This window comes from Pseudomonas sp. 09C 129 (assembly GCF_002843625.1).
In the GTDB taxonomy this organism is placed as follows: domain Bacteria; phylum Pseudomonadota; class Gammaproteobacteria; order Pseudomonadales; family Pseudomonadaceae; genus Aquipseudomonas; species Aquipseudomonas chlororaphis.
Genome location: NZ_CP025261.1, coordinates 1,038,794 through 1,060,905, shown reverse-complemented (window position 1 = coordinate 1,060,905; position 22,112 = coordinate 1,038,794). Strand labels below are relative to the sequence as shown.

At 62.9% G+C, this 22,112-nt stretch carries 12 protein-coding genes and 1 pseudogene; 9 read left to right on the top strand and 4 right to left on the bottom strand.

All coding sequences use genetic code 11. The features are described from left to right. Nucleotides 1-222 precede the first annotated feature (222 nt). From aceE to msrA, 4 genes are all read left to right on the top strand, one after another. Nucleotides 223-2,868, top strand: coding sequence for a pyruvate dehydrogenase (acetyl-transferring), homodimeric type (gene aceE / locus CXQ81_RS04945; RefSeq protein ID WP_007926801.1), 2,646 nt, complete (start codon nt 223-225; stop codon nt 2,866-2,868). An 11-nt stretch (nt 2,869-2,879) separates the two neighbouring features. Next, nucleotides 2,880-4,832 (top strand): dihydrolipoyllysine-residue acetyltransferase, encoded by a 1,953-nt coding sequence (gene aceF / locus CXQ81_RS04940; protein WP_101336648.1) that lies wholly within the window; start codon nt 2,880-2,882, stop codon nt 4,830-4,832. Nucleotides 4,833-5,142: 310 nt separating this feature from the next. Continuing rightward, nucleotides 5,143-7,836: a bifunctional diguanylate cyclase/phosphodiesterase gene (locus tag CXQ81_RS04935; RefSeq protein WP_101336647.1), complete on the top strand. Its 2,694-nt coding sequence runs from the start codon at nt 5,143-5,145 to the stop codon at nt 7,834-7,836. Nucleotides 7,837-7,909: 73 nt separating this feature from the next. Further along, nucleotides 7,910-8,557 (top strand): peptide-methionine (S)-S-oxide reductase MsrA, encoded by a 648-nt coding sequence (gene msrA, locus CXQ81_RS04930; RefSeq protein WP_007926804.1) that lies wholly within the window; start codon nt 7,910-7,912, stop codon nt 8,555-8,557. Between the two features lie 85 nt (nt 8,558-8,642). Here the strand turns inward: msrA and CXQ81_RS04925 are convergent, their stop codons facing one another. Beyond that, on the bottom strand, nt 8,643-9,479 hold the full coding sequence (locus CXQ81_RS04925; protein WP_007926805.1) for a 23S rRNA (adenine(2030)-N(6))-methyltransferase RlmJ: 837 nt from the start codon (nt 9,477-9,479) through the stop codon (nt 8,643-8,645). A 160-nt stretch (nt 9,480-9,639) separates the two neighbouring features. Then, entirely contained in the window at nt 9,640-11,124 is a 1,485-nt protein-coding gene (gene putP, locus CXQ81_RS04920) for a sodium/proline symporter PutP (protein ID WP_101336646.1), read from the bottom strand. A gap of 461 nt (nt 11,125-11,585) precedes the next feature. On the opposite strand from putP, the gene putA reads away from it, so the two are divergent. Next, nucleotides 11,586-15,539, top strand: coding sequence for a trifunctional transcriptional regulator/proline dehydrogenase/L-glutamate gamma-semialdehyde dehydrogenase (putA, locus tag CXQ81_RS04915; protein WP_101336645.1), 3,954 nt, complete (start codon nt 11,586-11,588; stop codon nt 15,537-15,539). 276 nt (nt 15,540-15,815) lie between these two features. Further along, entirely contained in the window at nt 15,816-17,618 is a 1,803-nt protein-coding gene (locus CXQ81_RS04910) for an acyl-CoA dehydrogenase (protein WP_101336644.1), read from the top strand. A gap of 101 nt (nt 17,619-17,719) precedes the next feature. On the opposite strand, the gene CXQ81_RS04905 is transcribed toward CXQ81_RS04910, so the two are convergent. After that, nucleotides 17,720-18,022, bottom strand: a complete 303-nt coding sequence (locus CXQ81_RS04905; protein ID WP_009041856.1) for a cell division protein ZapA — start codon at nt 18,020-18,022, stop codon at nt 17,720-17,722. Continuing rightward, entirely contained in the window at nt 18,019-18,249 is a 231-nt protein-coding gene (locus CXQ81_RS04900) for a hypothetical protein (protein WP_007926810.1), read from the bottom strand. The genes CXQ81_RS04905 and CXQ81_RS04900 overlap by 4 nt, the downstream gene beginning before the upstream one ends. Nucleotides 18,250-18,529: 280 nt before the next feature. Here CXQ81_RS04900 and CXQ81_RS31700 point away from each other — a divergent pair. The 3 genes and pseudogenes from CXQ81_RS31700 to CXQ81_RS04890 all read left to right on the top strand — a co-directional run. Beyond that, nucleotides 18,530-19,300, top strand: a pseudogene (locus CXQ81_RS31700) (MCP four helix bundle domain-containing protein); the annotation flags it as partial. Then, the gene (locus tag CXQ81_RS31695; protein WP_370686810.1) at nt 19,283-20,155 is read left to right on the top strand and encodes a methyl-accepting chemotaxis protein; all 873 of its coding nucleotides are present in this window, start codon (nt 19,283-19,285) and stop codon (nt 20,153-20,155) included. The pseudogene CXQ81_RS31700 and the gene CXQ81_RS31695, both read left to right, overlap by 18 nt. 211 nt (nt 20,156-20,366) lie before the next feature. Continuing rightward, nucleotides 20,367-22,109 (top strand): potassium/proton antiporter, encoded by a 1,743-nt coding sequence (locus tag CXQ81_RS04890; RefSeq protein WP_007926822.1) that lies wholly within the window; start codon nt 20,367-20,369, stop codon nt 22,107-22,109. The last annotated feature ends 3 nt before the right edge of the window (nt 22,110-22,112 follow it).

Here is a 22,112-nt window from a genome sequence, read left to right as displayed (position 1 = left end):
GTAACGATTATTCTCACAACGCAGCAGGAGGCCACAAGCCAATCTTCTGTAGTTTTACTACTCGTCTATACATTCAAAAGGCTGAAATGGCCGACGATTTGTAGTAAAACTACACGCCGCCGTATCAACCTCCGGCAATCCAAGAATTTTATCGTCTGCCCACAAGGCCAGTCGCAAACTCAGGCAACCGATTCTGGAAGCCTTTCCGCCCTGGAGCAAGCCATGCAAGACCTCGATCCCGTCGAAACCCAGGAATGGCTGGACGCCCTGGAATCGGTTCTCGACAAAGAAGGCGAAGACCGTGCTCACTACCTGATGACCCGTATGGGCGAACTCGCGACCCGCAGCGGCTCGCAACTGCCCTACGCCATCACCACGCCGTACCGCAACACGATTCCCGTCACCCACGAAGCACGCATGCCTGGCGACCTGTTCATGGAACGCCGCATTCGCTCGCTGGTACGTTGGAACGCGTTGGCCATGGTCATGCGTACGAACCTGAAAGATTCTGACCTGGGCGGTCACATCTCCAGCTTCGCTTCCAGTGCGACGCTGTATGACATCGGCTTCAACTACTTCTTCCAGGCGCCAACCGAAGAACATGGCGGCGACCTGATCTACTTCCAGGGCCACGCCTCCCCTGGCGTCTACGCTCGCGCTTTCATGGAAGGCCGCATCAGCGAAGACCAGATGAACAACTTCCGTCAGGAAGTGGATGGCAACGGCCTGTCCTCCTACCCGCACCCATGGCTGATGCCTGATTTCTGGCAGTTCCCGACCGTCTCCATGGGTCTGGGTCCGATCCAGGCGATCTACCAGGCACGCTTCATGAAGTACCTGGAAGCCCGCGGTTTCATCCAGCCGGGCAAGCAGAAAGTCTGGTGCTTCATGGGCGACGGCGAGTGCGACGAGCCGGAATCCCTGGGCGCGATCTCCCTGGCCGGCCGCGAGAAGCTGGACAACCTGATCTTCGTCATCAACTGCAACCTGCAGCGCCTCGACGGCCCGGTTCGCGGCAACGGCAAGATCATCCAGGAACTCGAAGGCGTGTTCCGTGGCGCCCAGTGGAATGTGAACAAGGTCATCTGGGGCCGTTTCTGGGACCCACTGCTGGCCAAGGACACCGACGGCATCCTGCAACGCCGCATGGACGAAGTCATCGACGGCGAGTACCAGAACTACAAGGCCAAAGACGGCGCCTTCGTACGTGAGCACTTCTTCAACACGCCAGAACTCAAGGCGATGGTCGAAGACCTGTCCGACGACGAAATCTGGAAACTCAACCGTGGCGGCCACGACCCCTACAAGGTCTATGCGGCCTACCACGAGGCGGTCAACCACAAAGAGCAACCGACCGTCATCCTGGCCAAGACCATCAAGGGTTATGGCACCGGCGCCGGCGAAGCGAAGAACACCGCGCACAACACCAAGAAAGTCGATGTCGACAGCCTGAAGTTGTTCCGCGACCGCTTCGACATTCCGGTCAAGGACGAAGAGATCGAAAACCTGCCGTTCTTCAAGCCGGAAGAAGGCAGTGCCGAAGCCCGCTACCTGAGCGAGCGTCGTGCCGCACTGGGCGGTTTCGTGCCTCAGCGTCGCGCCAAGAGCTTCAACATCCCGACCCCGCCACTGGATACCCTCAAGGCCATCCTCGACGGTTCGGGCGACCGCGAAATCTCCACCACCATGGCCTTCGTGCGAATCCTCGCGCAGCTGGTCAAGGACAAGGAAATCGGCCAGCGCATCGTCCCGATCATCCCGGACGAAGCCCGTACCTTCGGTATGGAAGGCATGTTCCGTCAGTTGGGCATCTACTCGTCCGTCGGCCAGCTCTACGAGCCAGTCGATAAAGACCAGGTGATGTTCTACCGCGAAGACAAGAAGGGCCAGATCCTCGAGGAAGGCATCAACGAAGCGGGCGCCATGAGCTCCTTCATTGCAGCCGGTACTTCGTACTCCAGCCACAACCAGCCGATGCTGCCGTTCTACATCTTCTATTCGATGTTCGGCTTCCAGCGTATCGGCGACCTGGCCTGGGCCGCTGGCGACAGCCGTACCCGTGGCTTCCTGATCGGCGGTACCGCCGGCCGTACCACCCTCAACGGTGAAGGCCTGCAGCACGAAGACGGTCACAGCCACATGCTGGCGGGCACCATCCCGAACTGCCGTACCTTCGATCCGACCTATGGCTACGAGCTGGCGGTGATCATCCAGGACGGCATGAAGAAGATGACCGAAGAGCAACAGGACGTCTTCTACTACATCACCGTGATGAACGAGTCCTACCAGCAGCCAGCCATGCCGGCCGGTGTCGAGGAAGGCATCATCAAGGGCATGTACCTGCTCGAGGAAGACACCCGCGAAGCGGCGCACCACGTACAGCTGATGGGCTCCGGCACCATCCTGCGCGAAGTCCGTGAAGCGGCGAAGATCCTGCGTGAAGAATTCAACGTGGGCGCGGACGTCTGGAGCGTTACCAGCTTCAACGAACTGCGTCGCGATGGCCTGGCAGTCGAGCGCAGCAACCGTCTGCACCCGGGCCAGAAGCCTAAGCTGAGCTATGTCGAAGAGTGCCTGAGCGGCCGCAAGGGCCCGGTCATCGCCTCTACCGACTACATGAAGCTGTTCGCCGAACAGATTCGTCAGTGGGTCCCGTCCAAGGAATTCAAAGTCCTGGGCACCGACGGTTTCGGCCGCAGTGACAGCCGCAAGAAGCTGCGTCACTTCTTCGAAGTCGACCGTCATTTCGTGGTGTTGGCAGCCCTGGAAGCCTTGGCTGACCGTGGTGACATCGAACCTAAGGTCGTGGCCGAGGCCATCACCAAGTTCGGTATCAACCCGGAAAAACGCAACCCACTGGACTGCTGAGGAGATTTTTTGTGAGCGAACTCATTCGCGTACCTGACATCGGCAGCGGTGAAGGTGAAGTAATCGAACTGTTTGTGAAGGTCGGCGACCGTATCGAAGCCGACCAGAGCATCCTGACGCTGGAATCGGACAAGGCGAGCATGGAAGTTCCGGCGCCCAAAGCCGGCATCATCAAAAGCCTGAAAGTGAAGCTGGGCGATCGCCTGAAAGAAGGCGACGAGCTGCTGGAACTGGAAGTCGAGGGTGCCGCTGCCGCGGCGCCAGCGGCCGCCGCTCCAGCTGCCAAGGCCGCGGAAAAACCAGCTGCAGCGCCGACGCCTGCCGCTCCTGCTGCTGCGCCTGCCGCCGCTTCGGTTCAGCAAGTGCACGTGCCGGACATCGGCTCGTCGGGCAAGGCCCAGATCATCGAGATCCAGGTCAAGGTCGGCGACAAGGTCGAGGCTGATCAATCGTTGATCACCCTGGAATCCGACAAGGCGAGCATGGAGATCCCATCGCCTGCCGCTGGCGTGGTCAAGGCCATCAGCGTCAAGCTCAACGACGAAGTCGGCACCGGCGACCTGATCCTGGATCTGGAAGTGGCAGGTGCTGCGGCCCCTGTTGCGGCCGCTCCGGCCCAGGCGGCTGCTCCGGCACCTGCCGCTGCGCCTGCTCCTGCGGCAGCTCCGGCTGCCCCAGTGGCCGACAGCGTCCAGGACATCCACGTCCCTGACATCGGTTCGGCCGGCAAGGCCAAGATCATCGAAGTGCTGGTCAAGGCTGGCGACAGCGTTGAAGCCGACCAGTCGCTGATCACCCTCGAGTCCGACAAGGCCAGCATGGAAATCCCATCGCCAGCCGCCGGCATCGTGGAAAGCGTTGCGATCAAGCTGGACGACGAAGTCGGTACCGGCGACCTGATCCTCAAGCTGAAAGTCAAAGGCGCGGCACCTGCTGCTGCCCCGGCCCCAGCTGCCGCGGCTGCGCCAAGCGCTCCGGCACCTGCCGCTGCTGCTCCGGCTGCTGCACCTGCTGCCGCCCCGGCCGCTGCACCTGCCAAGCCTGGCGCCAAAGTTCACGCAGGTCCTGCAGTGCGTCAACTGGCCCGTGAGTTCGGCGTCGAGCTGAGCGCTGTTGGCGCCAGCGGTCCGCACGGTCGCATCCTCAAGGAAGACGTGCAGGTTTACGTCAAAGCGATGATGCAAAAGGCCAAGGAAGCGCCAGCTGCTGGCGGCGCAACCGGTGGCGCGGGCATCCCGCCGATTCCGGTGGTGGACTTCAGCCGCTTCGGCGAGATCGAAGAAGTGCCGATGACCCGCCTGATGCAGGCTGGTGCATCGAACCTGCATCGCAGCTGGCTGAACGTGCCTCACGTCACCCAGTTCGACTCGGCCGATATCACCGAGCTGGAAGCCTTCCGGATCGCCCAGAAAGCCGTTGCAGAGAAGGCCGGCGTCAAGCTGACCATCCTGCCGCTGCTGCTGAAATCCTGCGCGCACCTGCTCAAGGAACTGCCGGACTTCAACAGTTCGCTAGCGCCTAGCGGCAAAGCGATCATCCGCAAGAAGTACGTGAACATCGGCTTCGCGGTCGACACCCCGGATGGCCTGCTGGTACCGGTGATCAAGAACGTCGATCAGAAGAGCCTGCTGCAACTGGCTGCCGAAGCCGCTTCCCTGGCTGAAAAAGCCCGGACCAAGAAGCTCTCGGCGGACGACATGCAGGGTGCCTGCTTCACCATCTCCAGCCTCGGTCACATTGGCGGCACCGGTTTCACGCCGATCGTCAACGCACCGGAAGTGGCGATCCTCGGCGTTTCCAAGGCCACCATCCAGCCAGTCTGGGACGGTAAAGCCTTCCAGCCGAAGCTGATGCTGCCGCTGTCGCTGTCCTACGATCACCGCGTGATCAACGGCGCCGCTGCCGCACGCTTCACCAAGCGTCTGAGCGATCTGCTGGCGGATATCCGCACCATCCTGCTGTAAGACTCGGCCGGCTTCCCTGTCATGGGGAAGCCGGCCGTTGCACCCTTTTCGAGCGCCACGCTCGTACCTCAACCCCGTCGATTTGGCGGGGCTTTTTTTTGCCGAAAAATCGCTGTAACCAGCCGCCAAAGCCCGGTAAAACACCGGGAAAGATTAGCGTTCAGAAATCTTCCGTTCTGCCGATAGATTCTTATAGCACTTAGCCTTCATCTCACTTGTCAGTCAGTGCCGCATGATGCAACCTTGCCGCAGGCAACAGTAAAGAGGGCGCGAGCCCGGCGCGATCAGCATTTACCAAGCGAGTTTCCCCATGAAAAGCCAACCCGATGCCGCCAGCCGTATGGTGGCCGAGGTAGTGACGCAGTTGCCCGTGCCCTCGCGGCTCGGCATGCTGCGTTTCGAACGGCTGAATGAAGCGAGCTGGGCCCTGCTGTTTCTCGACCCGAACTGTGAACGCCAATTCGGCCTGCCCGCCGTCGAGCTCTGCGCCCTGGTCGGCTCGCCCTATGCCAGCCTGATGGAGCCGGAAGCCCGTTATCAGCTGCACGATGCGATCCAGCAGCAACTGACCCACAGCCCGCATTATCTGATTCGCTACACCCTGCACACCGCCAAGGGCTCACTCAGCCTGCTGGAACTCGGCGAAGCCTACAAACAGCACAATCGACACCTGCTGCGTGGCTATTTCCTGGTGGTCGACGGCCTGCTCGAGAACGTTCAGCCGCTCTCCGCGCCCGACCTGGAAACCCAGAACAGTCGCCTGCAAATCGCCCTGGAACTCAATCAGCGCGCCCAGCAGGAACAACTCCAGCACCTCGAACGGGTGCGCGCCCAGCAAGACCTGATCCTGCTCCTGGCCCGCCAGCGCTACAGCGCCAACAACTCCCTGCTGGAAGCCGCCGAGCTGATCACCCGCAGCGCCTGCGACATCTACGAAATCGACTGTGCCAGCATCTGGAACCTGGAAGGCCAGTCGCTAGTGCCCATCTGCGCCTATCACCGCGACCTGCAGGAATACATCCTGCCGGAGACGATCGACGCCAGCGACTTCCCCGACTACCTCGAAGCCCTGCACACCAGCCGGGCCATCGATGCGCACAATGCCATGCGTGACCCGCGCACCCGGGAAATGGCCGAGAGCCTGCGCCCGCGCAATATCAACGCCATGCTCGACGCCAGTATCCGCATCGACGGCCAGGTGGTCGGCGTGCTGTGCCTGGAACAAGTGGGCAACACCCGCGCCTGGCAATCCGATGAAATCGCCTTTGCCGGCGAGCTGGCCGACCAGTTCGCCCAGGTCATCAACAACCACAACCGCCGTACCGCCACCAGCGCCCTGCACCTGTTCCAGCGCGCGGTCGAGCAAAGCGCCAATGCCTTTCTGCTGGTCAACTGCGACGGCGTGGTGGAGTACGTCAACCCGAGCTTCACGGCGATCACCCAGTACAGCACCGAGGAAGTCCACGGCCATCGGCTGGCGGAACTGCCGGCGCTGGAGAACCTCAGCGAACTGCTGTTCGACGCGCCCTCCAGCCTGGCCAAGAGCAACAGCTGGCAGGGCGAGTTCAAGAGCCGGCGCAAGAACCTGGAGCCGTACTGGGGCCAGTTGTCGATCTCCAAGGTCTATGGCGACAACCGCGAACTGACCCACTACATCGGCATCTACGAAGACATCACCCAGACCAAGCTCGCCCAGCAACGCATCGAGCGCCTGGCCTACACCGACAACCTGACCAACCTGGGCAACCGCCCCGCCTTCATCCGCAACCTCGACGAACGCTTCGCCCGCGACAGCGACAGCCCCATCAGCCTGCTGCTGGTGGACATCGACAATTTCAAGCGGATCAACGACAGCCTCGGCCACCAGACCGGCGACAAGCTGCTGATCAGCCTGGCCCGGCGCCTGCGCAACAGCCTGAGCCCGAGCGGCAGCCTGGCGCGCTTCGCCAGTAACGAGTTCGCCGTGCTGCTGGACGACACCGACCTGGAGGCAGGCCAACAGATCGCCAGCCAGTTGCTGATGACCCTCGACAAGCCGATGTTCGTCGACAACCAACTCATCAGCGTCACCGGCTCCGTGGGCCTGGCCTGCGCACCGCTGCACGGCCGCGACCCGCAGACCCTGATGCGCAACGCCGGCCTGGCGCTGCACAAGGCCAAGGCCAACGGCAAACATCAGGTGCAGGTGTTTACCGAGGCCCTGAACGCCGAAGCCAGCTACAAGCTGTTCGTGGAAAACAACCTGCGCCGCGCCCTGACCCAGAACGAGCTGGACGTGTTCTACCAGCCCAAGCTGTGCCTGCGCAGCGGACGCCTGCTGGGCCTGGAGGCGCTGCTGCGCTGGAACCATCCGGAAAAGGGCATGATCCGTCCGGACCAGTTCATCAGCGTCGCCGAAGAGACCGGCCTGATCATCCCGATCGGCAAATGGATCGCGCGCCAGGCCTGTCGCATGAGCAAGCAGCTCACCGCCGCTGGCCTGGGAAATCTGCAGGTGGCGATCAACCTGTCGCCCAAGCAGTTTTCCGACCCGGACCTGGTGGCCTCCATCGCCAGCATCCTCAAGGAGGAACAGCTGCCCGCCTCGCTGCTGGAGCTGGAACTGACCGAAGGCCTGCTGCTGGAAGCCACCGAAGACACCCACCAGCAACTCGACCAGCTGAAAAAGCTCGGCCTGACCCTGGCCATGGACGACTTCGGCACCGGCTATTCGTCGCTGAGCTACTTGAAGAAATTCCCGATCGACATCATCAAGATCGATCGCAGCTTCATCCATGAAATCCCCGCCAACCAGGACGACATGGAAATCACCTCGGCGGTGATCGCCATGGCCCACAACCTGAAGATCCAGGTGGTGGCCGAGGGCATCGAAACCGCGGAGCAGCTGTCTTTCCTGCGTCGCCACCGCTGCGATGTCGGCCAGGGCTACCTGTTCGACCGGCCGATCCCCGGCTCGGAGCTGATCGACAAGCTCAAACGTTACCCGCGCGGCCCAATCGCCTGACAGCGCCGTAACACTCGGGCAAACTGCGGGTCTGGTTAATTACTCAATCCCACCCTGACTGAGAGGACTGATCATGGTTCTGCGCTCGGAAATTCTGGTGAACAAAAACGTGCTACCTACCAAAGAACAAGCCCTGCCTGGCCGCGAAACCCCGATGACCGTGCCAGCCGAACACTTCGTCAACGGCAACCCGCTGCTGGGCCCATTCCCGGGCAACGTGGAATTCGCCATCTTCGGCCTGGGTTGCTTCTGGGGCGCGGAACGCAAGTTCTGGCAGCGCGAGGGCGTGTTCAGCACGTCGGTGGGCTACGCCGGCGGCTTTACCCCGAACCCGACCTACGAAGAAGTCTGCTCGGGCCTGACCGGCCACAGCGAAGTGGTGCTGGTGGTCTACGAGCCGGAGAAAGTCAGCTATCAGGAACTGCTGGCGATGTTCTGGGAACTGCACAACCCGACCCAGGGCATGCGCCAGGGCAACGACATCGGCACCCAGTACCGTTCGGTGATCTATGCCACCAACCCGACCCAGCTGGAGCAGGCCAAGGCCAGCGAAAAAGTGTTCCAGGCCGAGCTGACCAAGGCCGGGCTGGGCGCCATCACCACGGAAATCGAAGAAGCCCCGACCTTCTACTACGCCGAGGCCTACCATCAGCAATACCTGGCGAAGAACCCGGAAGGCTACTGCGGGATCGGCGGCACAGGCGTGACCTGCCCGATCTGAAAGCAGCGGCAAGCTACAAGCTGCAAGCTGCAAGCTGTCCTGCTTCAGCTTGTAGCTTGCAGCTTGCAGCTTGTAGCTCCCCCCATTATTCGGCGATCAGCCAATCCATCTGCCAGCCGCCCTGGGTCTGGCCCAGTTTCTGCGCCAACCACGGCAGCAGCTCGCGCAACTCCTCTTCCAGCCCCCACGGCGGGTTGGCAATCGCCAAGCCCGAGCCGTTCAGGCTGTTGGGCGTATCCAGCGGATGCACCAGCAGTTCCACACGCAGCAGCTTCGGCGCGCCGGTACCGGCCAGGTCCTGGTAGAAGCGGCGCAGCGCCCGTTGATCCTTGACCGGGTACCAGATGGCCGCCACGGTCTGGCGCATCCGGCCGATGGCTTCTTTCAACGACGCGGCGCAACGCTGCATCTCGTCGAGCTGTTCGAACGGCGGGTCGATCAGCATCACCGCGCGCTTCTCGGCCACCGGCAGCAGCGCCCGCGCCACATGCCAGCCCTCGCCCAGGTGGACCGCCACCCGGCGATCGCCCTTCATGTTTTCCTTGAGCAGCAACCCGTCTTCCGGATGCTTCTCGTTGAGCAGCACCCGGTCCTGGGAACGGGTCAGGCGCCGCGCCAGCTCGGGCGAGCCCGGGTAATAACGCAGTTCGCCATCGGGGTTCATCTTGTGCAGCACCGCCATGTAGTCGGCGGTCAGCGCTGGCAGGTCCTGCTCGCCCCACAGGCGCGCGATGCCTTCCAGGTACTCGCCGGTGCGGTTGGCCTGATCGCCCTGGAGGTCGTACAGGCCGATGCCGGCATGGCTGTCGAGGTAGGCGAACGGCTGCTCCTTGCGCGACATCAGGGCGATCAGGCGGGTCAGGGTCAGGTGTTTGAAGACGTCGGCGTGGTTGCCGGCGTGGAAGGCGTGACGATAGTTCATGGTTGCTCCTGCGCAGGGGGCGAAGTTTACCCTGTGCCACGGCCGGCGTCAGGTCGTGTCGGGAGCTTCCACGGCGCAGGCACGCCCATAAAAAAGCCCGCATCCCAGGGAATGCGGGCTTTTCGAATCACTGCAGGGTTAGCGCCTCAGCGGCTCCCGATCAGTGGTTGAGCTTGTAGTCTTTCTCGGCCGCCTCGAAACGCTGGACCATGCCGGTGCTCGGCGCGCTCATCTTGCTCACCAGCAGGATGGCCAGGCTGGCGAAGATGAAGCCAGGGATGATTTCGTACAGGCCCAGCACATTGAAGTGCTTCCACAGGATCACGGTCACGGCGCCGACGATGATGCCGGCCAGCGCGCCGTCGCGAGTCATGCCTTTCCACAGTACCGAGATCAGCACCACAGGACCGAAGGCTGCGCCGAAACCGGCCCAGGCGTAGCTGACCAGGCCCAGTACGCGGTTTTCCGGGTTGGCGGCCATGGCGATGGCGACCAGGGCAACCAGCAGCACCATGGCGCGACCGACCCATACCAGCTCCAGCTGGGAAGCATGTTTACGCAGGAAGGCTTTGTAGAAGTCTTCGGTCAGGGCACTGGAGCACACCAGCAACTGGCAGCTCAGGGTGCTCATCACCGCCGCCAGGATGGCCGACAGCAGCACACCGGCGATCCATGGGTTGAACAGCAGCTTGGCCAGTTCGATGAACACACGCTCGTGGTTCTCGGTCACGGGACCGGCCACTTCCGGGTGTGCCGAGAAGTAGGCGATACCGAAGAAGCCCACGGCCACGGTGCCGCCCAGGCACAGGATCATCCAGGTCATGGAGATGCGACGGGCGTTGGCGATCGACTTGACCGAATCCGCGGCCATGAAGCGTGCCAGGATATGCGGCTGGCCGAAGTAGCCCAGGCCCCAGCCCATCAGCGAGATGATGCCGATGAAGGTGGTGTTTTTCAGCATGTCGAAGTTGCTTGGGTCCTGGGCTTCGATCGCCAGGAAGGTGGTGTCGACGCCACCGGTGGCCAGCAGCACGATGATCGGCGTCAGCAGCAGGGCGAAGATCATCAGGGTGGCTTGTACGGTGTCGGTCCAGCTCACTGCCAGGAAACCACCAACGAAGGTGTAGGCGATGGTCGCCGCGGCACCGGCCCACAGGGCGGTCTCGTAAGGCATGCCGAAGGTGCTTTCGAACAGACGGGCACCGGCGACGATGCCGGAAGCGCAGTAAATGGTGAAGAACACCAGGATCACGATCGCGGAGATGATCCGCAGCAGCCCGCTCTTGTCCTCGAAGCGGCTGGAGAAATAGTCCGGCAGCGTCAATGCATCGCCGTTGTGTTCGGTTTGTACTCGCAGACGACCGGCGACGAACAGCCAGTTCAGGTAGGCACCGACGATCAGGCCGATGGCGATCCAGCTCTCGGACAGGCCGGACATGTAGATGGCGCCCGGCAGGCCCATCAGCAACCAGCCGCTCATGTCGGAAGCACCGGCGGAAAGCGCAGTCACCACGCTACCCAGGCTGCGGCCACCGAGGATGTAGTCAGAAAGGTTGTTGGTAGAGCGATAGGCCATGAAGCCGATCAGCACCATAGCTGCGATGTAGATCACGAACGTGATCAAGGTTGGATTGCTTGCACTCATTGAGTTACGCCCTGGCTTTGTTTTTATGTAGCGGCGGTCAGCACCACCGCTCTCAAACGACTACGTTTGAGAGACGGTTGGGTACTCCGCGCATTTATGACTGATGTTTCCCCAGGAAAGCCACCAGCCGATGAACCGGTCGCGAGGGCCGGTTGCACCTTGGGCGCGAATGCTATTCAACAATTCAAAGAAGGTGCAACCTGTTTCGCGAGAATAAGTTGCACCCAAGCGATTTTTCCGGCGAACGCCCCGTTTTTGCTCCTTTTTGGAGCAAAAACTCATCGCGACAGAATTAAAAGCACCAAGCAGAAGCGCCGCCCAGGGACCGGAAATTAATTCCTGATGAGCTGTCTATTATTCCGATAAAAAACAGGTTGCACCCGGTTGCACCTCTCTCGGCTCACGGCTAATCTTGCCGCCAGCTGATGCCACGCAACCGTGGTAAACATGAGGATAAAAATATGGCTACCACCACCCTTGGGGTCAAACTCGACGACCCGACCCGCGAACGCCTGAAGGCTGCCGCAACCTCGATCGATCGCACGCCGCACTGGCTGATCAAGCAGGCAATTTTCAATTACCTGGAAAAACTCGAGGGTGGTGCAACCCTGACCGAGCTGAGCGGTTCGACCCGCACCGACGGCGATGACGCTGGCGAAGTGCAGACCGACCACGCTCACCAGTGCTTCCTCGAATTCGCCGAAAGCATCCTGCCGCAATCGGTGCTGCGCGCCTCGATCACCGCCGCCTACCGCCGCCCGGAACCGGAAGTGGTGCCGATGCTGCTGGAGCAGGCGCGCCTGCCGGCCACCATGGCCGAAGCCACCAACAAGCTGGCCGCGACCATCGCCGAAAAACTGCGCAACCAGAAGAGCGCCGGCGGCCGTGCCGGTATCGTCCAGGGCCTGCTGCAGGAATTCTCCCTGTCATCCCAGGAAGGCGTGGCCCTGATGTGCCTGGCCGAAGCCCTGCTGCGCATCCCGGACAAAGGCACCCGTGACGCGCTGATCCGCGACAAGATCAGCACCGGCAACTGGCAGCCGCACCTGGGCAACAGCCCGTCGCTGTTCGTCAACGCCGCCACCTGGGGCCTGCTGCTGACCGGCAAGCTGGTCGCCACCCATAACGAAGCCGGCCTGACCTCGTCCCTGAGCCGCATCATCGGCAAGAGCGGCGAGCCGATGATCCGCAAGGGCGTCGACATGGCCATGCGCCTGATGGGCGAGCAGTTCGTCACCGGCGAAACCATCGCCGAAGCCCTGGCCAATGCGAGCAAGTTCGAAGCCAAGGGCTTCCGCTACTCCTACGACATGCTCGGCGAAGCGGCACTGACCGAGCACGACGCGCAGAAATACCTGGCGTCCTACGAGCAGGCCATCCACTCGATCGGCAAGGCTTCCCACGGTCGTGGCATCTATGAAGGCCCGGGCATCTCGATCAAGCTCTCGGCCCTGCACCCACGCTACAGCCGCGCCCAGTACGAGCGCGTGATGGACGAGCTGTACCCGCGCCTGCTGTCGCTGACCCTGCTGGCCAAGCAATACGACATCGGCCTGAACATCGACGCCGAAGAAGCCGACCGCCTGGAGCTGTCGCTGGATCTGCTCGAGCGCCTGTGCTTCGAACCGCAGCTGACCGGCTGGAACGGCATCGGCTTCGTGATCCAGGCCTACCAGAAGCGCTGCCCGTATGTGATCGACTATGTGATCGACCTGGCGCGCCGCAGCCGTCACCGCCTGATGATCCGCCTGGTGAAAGGCGCCTACTGGGACAGCGAGATCAAGCGTGCCCAGGTCGAAGGCCTGGAAGGCTATCCGGTGTACACCCGCAAGGTGTACACCGACGTGTCCTATATCGCTTGCGCCCGCAAGCTGCTGTCGGTACCGGAAGTCATCTACCCGCAGTTCGCCACCCACAACGCCCACACCCTGTCGGCCATCTACCACATCGCCGGTCAGAACTATTACCCGGGCCAGTACGAGTTCCAGTGCCTGCACGGCATGGGCGAACCGCTGTACGAACAGGTGGTAGGCAAGGTCGCCGATGGCAAGCTGAACCGTCCGTGCCGCGTGTACGCCCCGGTCGGCACCCATGAAACCCTGCTGGCCTACCTGGTCCGCCGCCTGCTGGAAAACGGCGCCAACACCTCGTTCGTCAACCGCATCGCCGACCAGTCGATCTCCATCCAGGAACTGGTGGCCGACCCGGTCAGCCAGATCGAGCAGATGGCGACCCTGGAAGGTGGCTTCGGCCTGCCGCATCCGCGCATTCCATTGCCGCGTGATCTGTACGGCAGCGAGCGCGCCAACTCCGCCGGCATCGACATGGCCAACGAACACCGCCTGGCGTCCTTGTCCTGCGCCCTGCTGGCCACCGCCCACAACCACTGGAAAGCCGCGCCGATGCTCGGTTGCGCTTCCAGCAGCGAAACCCCGGCGCCGGTCTTGAACCCGTCCGATCACCGCGATGTGGTCGGCCATGTCCAGGAAGCCACGGTCGAAGACGTCGACAACGCCATCCAGTGCGCGCTGAACGCCGCGCCGATCTGGCAGGCCACGCCGCCGGCCGAGCGCGCCGCGATCCTCGAACGCGCCGCCGACCTGATGGAAGGCGAGATCCAGCCGCTGATGGGCCTGCTGGCCCGCGAAGCCGGCAAGACCTTCGCCAACGCCATCGCCGAAGTGCGTGAAGCCGTGGACTTCCTGCGCTACTACGCGGTGCAGGCTCGCAACGATTTCAGCAACGACGCGCACCGCCCACTGGGCCCGGTGGTCTGCATCAGCCCGTGGAACTTCCCGCTGGCGATCTTCAGCGGCCAGGTCGCCGCCGCCCTGGCCGCTGGCAACCCGGTACTGGCCAAGCCGGCCGAACAGACGCCACTGGTCGCCGCGCAAGCGGTTCGCCTGATGCTCGAAGCCGGCATTCCGGAAGGCGTGCTGCAACTGCTGCCGGGCCGTGGCGAAACCGTCGGTGCCCGCCTGGTCGGCGACGATCGGGTCAAAGGCGTGATGTTCACCGGTTCCACCGAAGTCGCGCGCCTGCTGCAACGCAACGTCGCCGGCCGCCTGGACGCCCAGGGCCGACCAATCCCGCTGATCGCCGAAACCGGTGGCCAGAACGCGATGATCGTCGACTCCTCGGCCCTGACCGAACAAGTGGTGATCGACGTCGTCTCCTCGGCCTTCGACAGCGCCGGCCAGCGTTGCTCGGCCCTGCGCGTACTGTGCCTGCAGGAAGACTCTGCCGACCGCGTGATCGAAATGCTCAAGGGCGCCATGGCGGAAAGTCGCCTGGGCAACCCCGAGCGCCTGTCCGTGGACATCGGCCCGGTGATCGACGCCGAAGCCAAGGCTGGCATCGAGAAACACATCCAGGCGATGCGCGACAAAGGCCGCAGCGTGTATCAGGTGGCGATCGCCGATGGCGAAGAGATCAAGCGCGGCACCTTCGTGATGCCGACCCTGATCGAGCTGGAAAGCTTCGACGAACTGCAACGGGAGATCTTCGGCCCGGTGCTGCACGTGGTGCGCTACAAGCGCAAGGACATCGACCAGCTGATTGCGCAGATCAACGCTTCCGGCTACGGCCTGACCCTGGGCGTGCACACCCGCATCGACGAGACCATCGCCAAGGTGATCGACAACGTCAACGCCGGTAACGTCTACGTCAACCGCAACATCGTCGGTGCCGTGGTCGGTGTGCAGCCATTCGGCGGCGAAGGCCTGTCGGGCACTGGCCCGAAAGCCGGCGGCCCGCTGTACCTGTACCGCCTGCTGTCGACCCGTCCGACCGACGCCATCGAGCAGTCGTTCGCCCGTGGCGATGCCCTGAACGCCCCGGACGTGCGCCTGCGCGATGCCATGAGCAAGCCGCTGAACGCCCTGCAAGCCTGGGCCGACAGCAACAAGCTGGCGGACCTCAGCGCCCTGTGCGTACAGTTCGCGGCGCAGTCGCAGAGCGGTGTCACCCGCGTCCTGGCGGGCCCGACCGGGGAACGCAACAGCTACGCCATCCTGCCGCGCGAACACGTGCTGTGCCTGGCGGAAGTCGAAGGCGACCTGCTGACTCAACTGGCTGCGGTCCTGGCCGTGGGTGGCTCGGCGGTCTGGCCGGAAGGCGAACCGGGCAAAGCGCTCTACGCCCGCCTGCCTGCGGAGGTGCAAGCGCGCATCAAGCGCGTGGCCGACTGGACCAAGGACGACGCGGTGTTCGACGCGGTCCTGCATCACGGTGATTCCGACCAGCTGCGCGCGGTCTGCCAGCAAGTGGCCAAGCGTGCCGGCGCCATCGTTGGGGTTCACGGCCTGTCGCAAGGCGAAACCTCGATTGCCCTGGAACGCCTGGTGATCGAGCGCGCCTTGAGCGTCAACACCGCGGCGGCCGGCGGTAACGCCAGCCTGATGACCATCGGCTGAAGCCGATAGTCCGCGGCATGAAAAAGGGCGCCCTCACCGGCGCCCTTTTTTTGCCCGATGCAATTCCCTGTAGCCGCTGCCGCAGGCTGCGATCGACCGGAACGGCCGTAGCGATTTCATTGCCGCCGAAGTCCCTGCGGGACTTATCGCAGCCTTCGGCAGCGGCTACAGAGGCTGTGCCTGTTTGGCATCTTTATCACCCGTATCAATCTTGCTGTTCAGCGTTTATTCACCCGCCTAGACTCGGCTCATTCCCTATAAAGCAGGTAGGCCGCCATGTCCGAGACGTTGCTCAGTTCCCGCAATCTGGCTTTCGAGCTGTATGAGGTCCTCGATGCCGAGGGCCTGACCCAGCGCGAGCGATTCGCCGAGCACAACCGGGAAACCTTCGACGCCGCCCTCGGCACCGCGCGCAGCATCGCCGAGAAATTCTTTGCCCCGCACAACCGCAAGGGCGACGAAAACGAGCCACGTTATGAAGACGGCAAGGCGATCCTGATTCCGGAAGTCAAACCCGCGGTCGATGCCTTTCTCGAAGCCGGCTTCCTCAACGCCGCACGCAGCTTCGAGGCCGGCGGCATGCAGCTGCCGACGCTGTTGTCCCAGGCCTGCTTCGCGCACTTCCAGGCGGCCAACGCAGCCTCCACGTCCTACCCCTTCCTGACCATGGGCGCGGCCAACCTGATCGAAAGCTTCGGCACCGACGAGCAGAAACGGCGCTTCCTGCAGCCGATGATCGACGGGCGCTTCTTCGGCACCATGGCCCTGACCGAGCCCCATGCCGGCTCGTCGCTGGCGGATATCCGCACCCGCGCCGAACCGGCGGCGGACGGCACCTACCGGCTCAAGGGCAACAAGATCTTCATCTCCGGCGGCGATCACCCGCTGTCGGAAAACATCGTGCATATGGTGCTGGCCAAGCTGCCGGACGCGCCGGCCGGGGTGAAAGGCATCTCGCTGTTCATCGTGCCCAAGTTCCTGGTCAACGACGACGGCAGCCTGGGCCAGCGCAACGACGTGTTGCTGGCCGGGCTGTTCCACAAGATGGGCTGGCGCGGCACCACCTCCACGGCGCTGAACTTCGGCGATAACGGGGGGTGTGTCGGCTATCTGGTGGGCAAGCCGCACCACGGCCTGAGCTACATGTTCCAGATGATGAACGAGGCGCGGATCGGCGTCGGCATGGGCGCGGTGATGCTCGGCTACGCCGGCTACCTGTACTCCCTGGAATACGCCCGCGAACGCCCGCAAGGTCGCCTGCCGGACAGCAAGGACCCGACTACCGCGCCGGTGTCGATCGTCCAGCACGCCGACGTCAAGCGCATGCTGCTGACCCAGAAGGCCTATGTCGAAGGCGCTTTCGACCTCGGCCTGTACGCCGCGCGGCTGTTCGACGACACCACCACCCTGGCCAGCGAAGACCAGCGCAAGCAAGCCCACGAACTGCTGGACCTGCTGACGCCCATCGTCAAATCCTGGCCCTCGGAGTTCTGCCTGAAGGCCAACGAACTGGCGATCCAGATCCTCGGCGGCCACGGCTACACCCGCGAATACCCGGTGGAACAGTATTACCGCGATAACCGCCTGAACCCGATCCATGAAGGCACCCATGGCATCCAGTCACTGGACCTCCTGGGGCGCAAGCTGGCGCAGAACGGCGGTGCGGGCCTCAAGCAGCTGATCCGCCTGATCGCCGACACCAGCGAGCGGGCCCGGGCCCACGACGCCCTGACGGCACTGCGCCAACCGCTGGAAAAACTGGTGGCGCGCCTGCAAAGCGTGACCCTGGGCCTGCTCAGCGATCTGGCCCAGGGCAAGGTCAACAGCAGCCTGGCCAACTCGGCGCTGTACCTGAAAGCCTTCGGTCATGCGGTGATCGGCTGGCGCTGGCTGGAACAGGCGATTCGCGCGCAGGAAGGCCTGGCCAAGGGCAACCCGGCGGATGTGGGTTTCTACAAGGGCAAGCTGCAGGCGGCGCGTTACTTCCTGACCTGGGAAGTGCCGGCCTGTCATCACGAACTGGCCTTGCTGGAAGCGCGGGACGATACCTGCCTGGGCATGCAGGACGAGTGGTTCTGAAGCGCTAAAAGCATCGCGAGCAATCGAGCGCCGCCCGGCTGCTCGCGAAAACAATCAGTCCGACACAACCGCAACGGCGTTGCAGGTTGTGGGTAAACCCATCAGTTCTGGCTGATGGTCTTGGAGATCACTTCGACCGTGGCGCTGACTTGCTCTTGGTAACGGTCGAGCTCCTGCTGATGACGCTTTTGCATCTCGAGCTGCTGGGAGCACAGGTTCATCGCCGCCAGCACCAGCAAGCGGTCACCGATCAGCGTCGGGTATTTCTTCTTGGTCTCGGCCAGGGTGGCCTTCAACATCAATGCGGCGTCCAGCAGGGTCTGCTCTTCCCCGGCCGGCGCCTTGATCGAGTAGTCCTCGCCGAGAATCGAGACGACTTTTACCCCGTCGGCACCCTGCCTCATGCGCTGACAGGACCGGCGCTGACGCGCTCGACCAAGGCCTGGATGCGGGCCGCGGTGGCGCCTTGTTTCTCTTCCTGTTCCATCAGGCTCAGTTGCAGGCTTTCGTTCTCATCCTTGGCCTGGGCCAGTTCTGCCTTGAGGGTTTCGTTCGTGCCCGACAGTTCCTGGTTCTGTTGCACCAGATCACTGACAAGCTGTTCCAATTGGCTTAGGGATGCTTCCAACATTTTGATTTTCCGAGCATTTTTCAAAGGGCGCGTACGATAAAGAAAAGTCACCCCGGATGCCAGATTTTCCCGGCGCAACGCCTTGATTTGCCTGGCGGGTGACCTTGCCTGCGAACTTTAAAGACTGTCATTCCCCCATCTGGTTCCTGACACTTCGTCGCTCATCAGATCTTTCTGAAACTCTCGCTCCTGCTTCAAGAATCCATTTTTCCGCGCGATAGGTCTGGGGAGCCCTATCAACCACCGCGGCATGGATTGCGCATTCTTGAGGTAGATCCCCATGTCTCTTCGCAACATGAACATTGCACCGAGGGCATTTCTCGGCTTTGCATTCATCGGCTGCCTGATGCTGTTCCTGGGCATCTTCGCCCTGAACCAGATGAGCAAGATTCGCGCGGCGACCGTCACCATTTCCACCGACAACATGCCCAGCATCCAGAGCATCGATGAGTTCACCCAGCAGATGCTGCGGCTGCAGGTGCTGTCCTATCGCCTGGTGATCAACCGCGGTCCCGAGGTCCAGGCCAAGACCCGCGAGTCGCTCGAACTCGGCAACCAGCAGATCGAAAAAATCCGCACCACCTATGAAAAGCTGGTCAGCAGCCCGGAGGAAAGCGAGGCCTACGACCACTACCTCAAGCTGCTGGCCGAATACCGCAAGCTCGAAGAGCGCATCAAAGAGCTGTCGCGCAACAACCAGCTGGGTGAGCTGCAAGAGATGCTGAACAACGAGTTGATGAAGAACTCGCAGCAGATCAACAAGGTTCTGAACCTGCTGGTACAGATCAACAGCCAGCGCTCCAAGGCCGCCAACGAGCAGGCCGCCGAGGAATACGCTTCGGCATTCAACCTGGTAGTCGCCCTGCTGATCCTGTCCACCACCCTGACCGTGGTGTTTGCCTGGTTGCTGACCCGCAGCATTACCCAACCCATCGCCAGCGCCTTGCATGCCGCGGAACACATCGCCGAAGGCGACCTCACCCAAAGCATCCGGGTCAACGGGCGCGACGAACCCGGACGCCTGCTGCAGGCCATGGCGAGCATGCAGGAAAAACTGCGCCAGACCCTGTTGCATATTTCCGGCTCCGCCAGCCAGTTGGCTTCCGCCGCGGAAGAACTGAACAGCGTCACCGACGAAAGTGCCCGCGGCCTGACCCAGCAGAACAACGAAATCGAGCAGGCCGCCACCGCCGTGAACGAGATGACCTGCGCCGTCGAAGAAGTCGCGCGCAACGCCGTGAGCACCGCCGAGGCCTCGAACGACGCCACCCAGTCGGCCAGCGAAGGCCGCAACCTGGTGCGCGAGACCGTCAGCGCCATAGAGCTGATGAGCAGCGAAGTGCAGAGTTCGGCCAACAGGATCAGCGAACTGGCCGAGGAATCGCGCGACATCGGCAAGGTGCTGGACGTGATCCGCGGCCTGGCCGACCAGACCAACCTGCTGGCCTTGAACGCCGCGATAGAAGCCGCCCGGGCCGGCGATGCCGGACGCGGGTTCGCCGTGGTCGCCGATGAAGTACGTGCCCTGGCCCACCGCACCCAGCAGTCCACCAGCGAAATCGAGCGCATGATCGGCAGCATCCAGAGCGGCACCGAGCATGCCGTCGAGTCGATGCGCACCAGCACCGAGCGCGCCGACTCGACCCTGAGCATCGCCCGCGGCGCCGGCGGTGCCCTGGACACCATCAACACCGCGGTCAACGAAATCAACGAGCGCAACCTGGTCATCGCCAGCGCCGCCGAGGAGCAGGCCCTGGTGGCCCGCGAAGTGGACCGCAACCTGGTGAACATCCGCGACCTGTCGGTGCAATCGGCCACCGGCGCCAACCAGACCAGCGATGCCAGCCACGAGCTGTCACGCCTGGCCGTGGACCTGAACGGCATGGTGGCGCGATTCACCCTGTAATGCCCGGCCAATCGCGCTGATCGCCACCTGCGCCAGCCACTGCGGAACGCCATGAAGTCCGTCGGTGGCCGGCGCCAGGCGACGCTTTTCCGCCGCCTGTAAATAGGCGCAAAAGCTTTTTGACAGCATCGTATTTCAACAGGTTAGAATCGCTGGCACGCAGACTGCATGGTCAGTTTGTGCCCGCCTTTCTGCTTCTGGAGTACTGCCTTTGAATGCGACGACCATCAACAGCCTGTTCTTGATCGGCGCGTTGCTGGTAGGTGCGAGCATTCTGGTGAGTTCCCTTTCGTCCCGCCTCGGCATCCCGATCCTGGTGATCATCCTGGCCGTGGGCATGGCCGCCGGCGTCGACGGTGGCGGCATCATCTTCAACAACTATCCGACGGCTTACCTGGTGGGTAACCTCGCACTCGCGGTGATCCTCCTCGACGGCGGCCTGCGCACCCGGGTCTCGAGCTTCCGTGTGGCGTTGTGGCCCGCCTTGTCGCTGGCCACCGTCGGCGTGATGATCACCACCGGCCTGACCGGCATGGCGGCCGCCTGGCTGTTCGACCTGAACCTGATCCAGGGCCTGCTGATCGGCGCCATCGTCGGCTCCACCGACGCCGCGGCGGTGTTCTCGCTGCTGGGCGGCAAGGGCCTGAACGAACGGGTCACCGCCAGCCTGGAGATCGAGTCGGGCAGTAACGATCCGATGGCGGTGTTCCTCACCGTGACCCTGATCGACATGCTCGCCAGCGGCCAGACCGGCCTGCACTGGAGCCTGTTGGGGCATCTGCTGCGCGAGTTCGGCATCGGCGGCCTGATCGGCCTGAGCGGCGGCTGGCTGATGCTGCAACTGGTGAACCGCATCAACCTGGCCACCGGCCTGTACCCGATCCTGGTGATCGCCGGCGGCCTGGTGGTCTTCGCCCTGACCAACGCCCTGCACGGCAGCGGCTTCCTCGCGGTGTACCTGTGCGGCCTGGTGATCGGCAACCGCCCGGTGCGCAGCCGCCACGGCATCCTGCATATGCTCGACGGCATGGCCTGGCTGTCGCAGATCGGCATGTTCCTGGTGCTGGGCCTGCTGGTCACGCCCCACGACCTGTTGCCCATCGCCCTGCCGGCGCTGGGCCTGGCGCTGTGGATGATCCTGTTCGCCCGTCCGCTGTCGGTGATGGTCGGCCTGTTGCCGTTCAAGGCCTTCCACGGCCGCGAGAAAGCCTTTATTTCCTGGGTCGGCCTGCGCGGCGCGGTACCGATCATTCTCGCAGTGTTCCCGTTGATGGCCGGGCTGCCCGAGGCCCAGCTGTACTTCAACCTGGCCTTCTTTATCGTGCTGGTGTCCCTGCTGGTGCAAGGCACCAGTCTGCCGTGGGTCGCCAAGTTGCTGAAAGTCACGGTGCCACCGGAGCCGGCGCCGATCTCCCGCGCCGCCCTGGAGGTGCATGTCACCAGCGAATGGGAGCTGTTCGTCTACCGCCTCGGCGCGGAAAAATGGTGCATCGGCGCGGCGTTGCGCGAGCTGAAAATGCCCGAAGGCACCCGTATCGCCGCCCTGTTTCGTCACCAGCAACTGCTCCATCCGTCGGGTAGTACGGTGCTGGAAGCCGATGATTTGCTCTGCGTCATCGGCCATGAACACAACCTGCCGGCCCTTGGAAAACTCTTCAGCCAGGCGCCGCAACGGGGCCTCGATCTGCGCTTCTTCGGCGACTTCGTTCTCGAAGGCGACGCCCAGCTGGGCGCGGTTTCGGCGCTGTACGGGCTGAAACTCGAAGGGCTCGATCCGGACATGCCGCTGAGCCGCTTCATCACCCAGAAAGTGGGGGGTGCTCCAGTGGTCGGCGACCAGGTGGAATGGAACAACACCATCTGGACGGTTGCCGTGATGGAGGGGAACAAGATCAGCAAAGTGGGCGTCAGATTCCCCGAAGGAAGTCGCCCGGGCCCCGGACTCTTCCTCTAAACT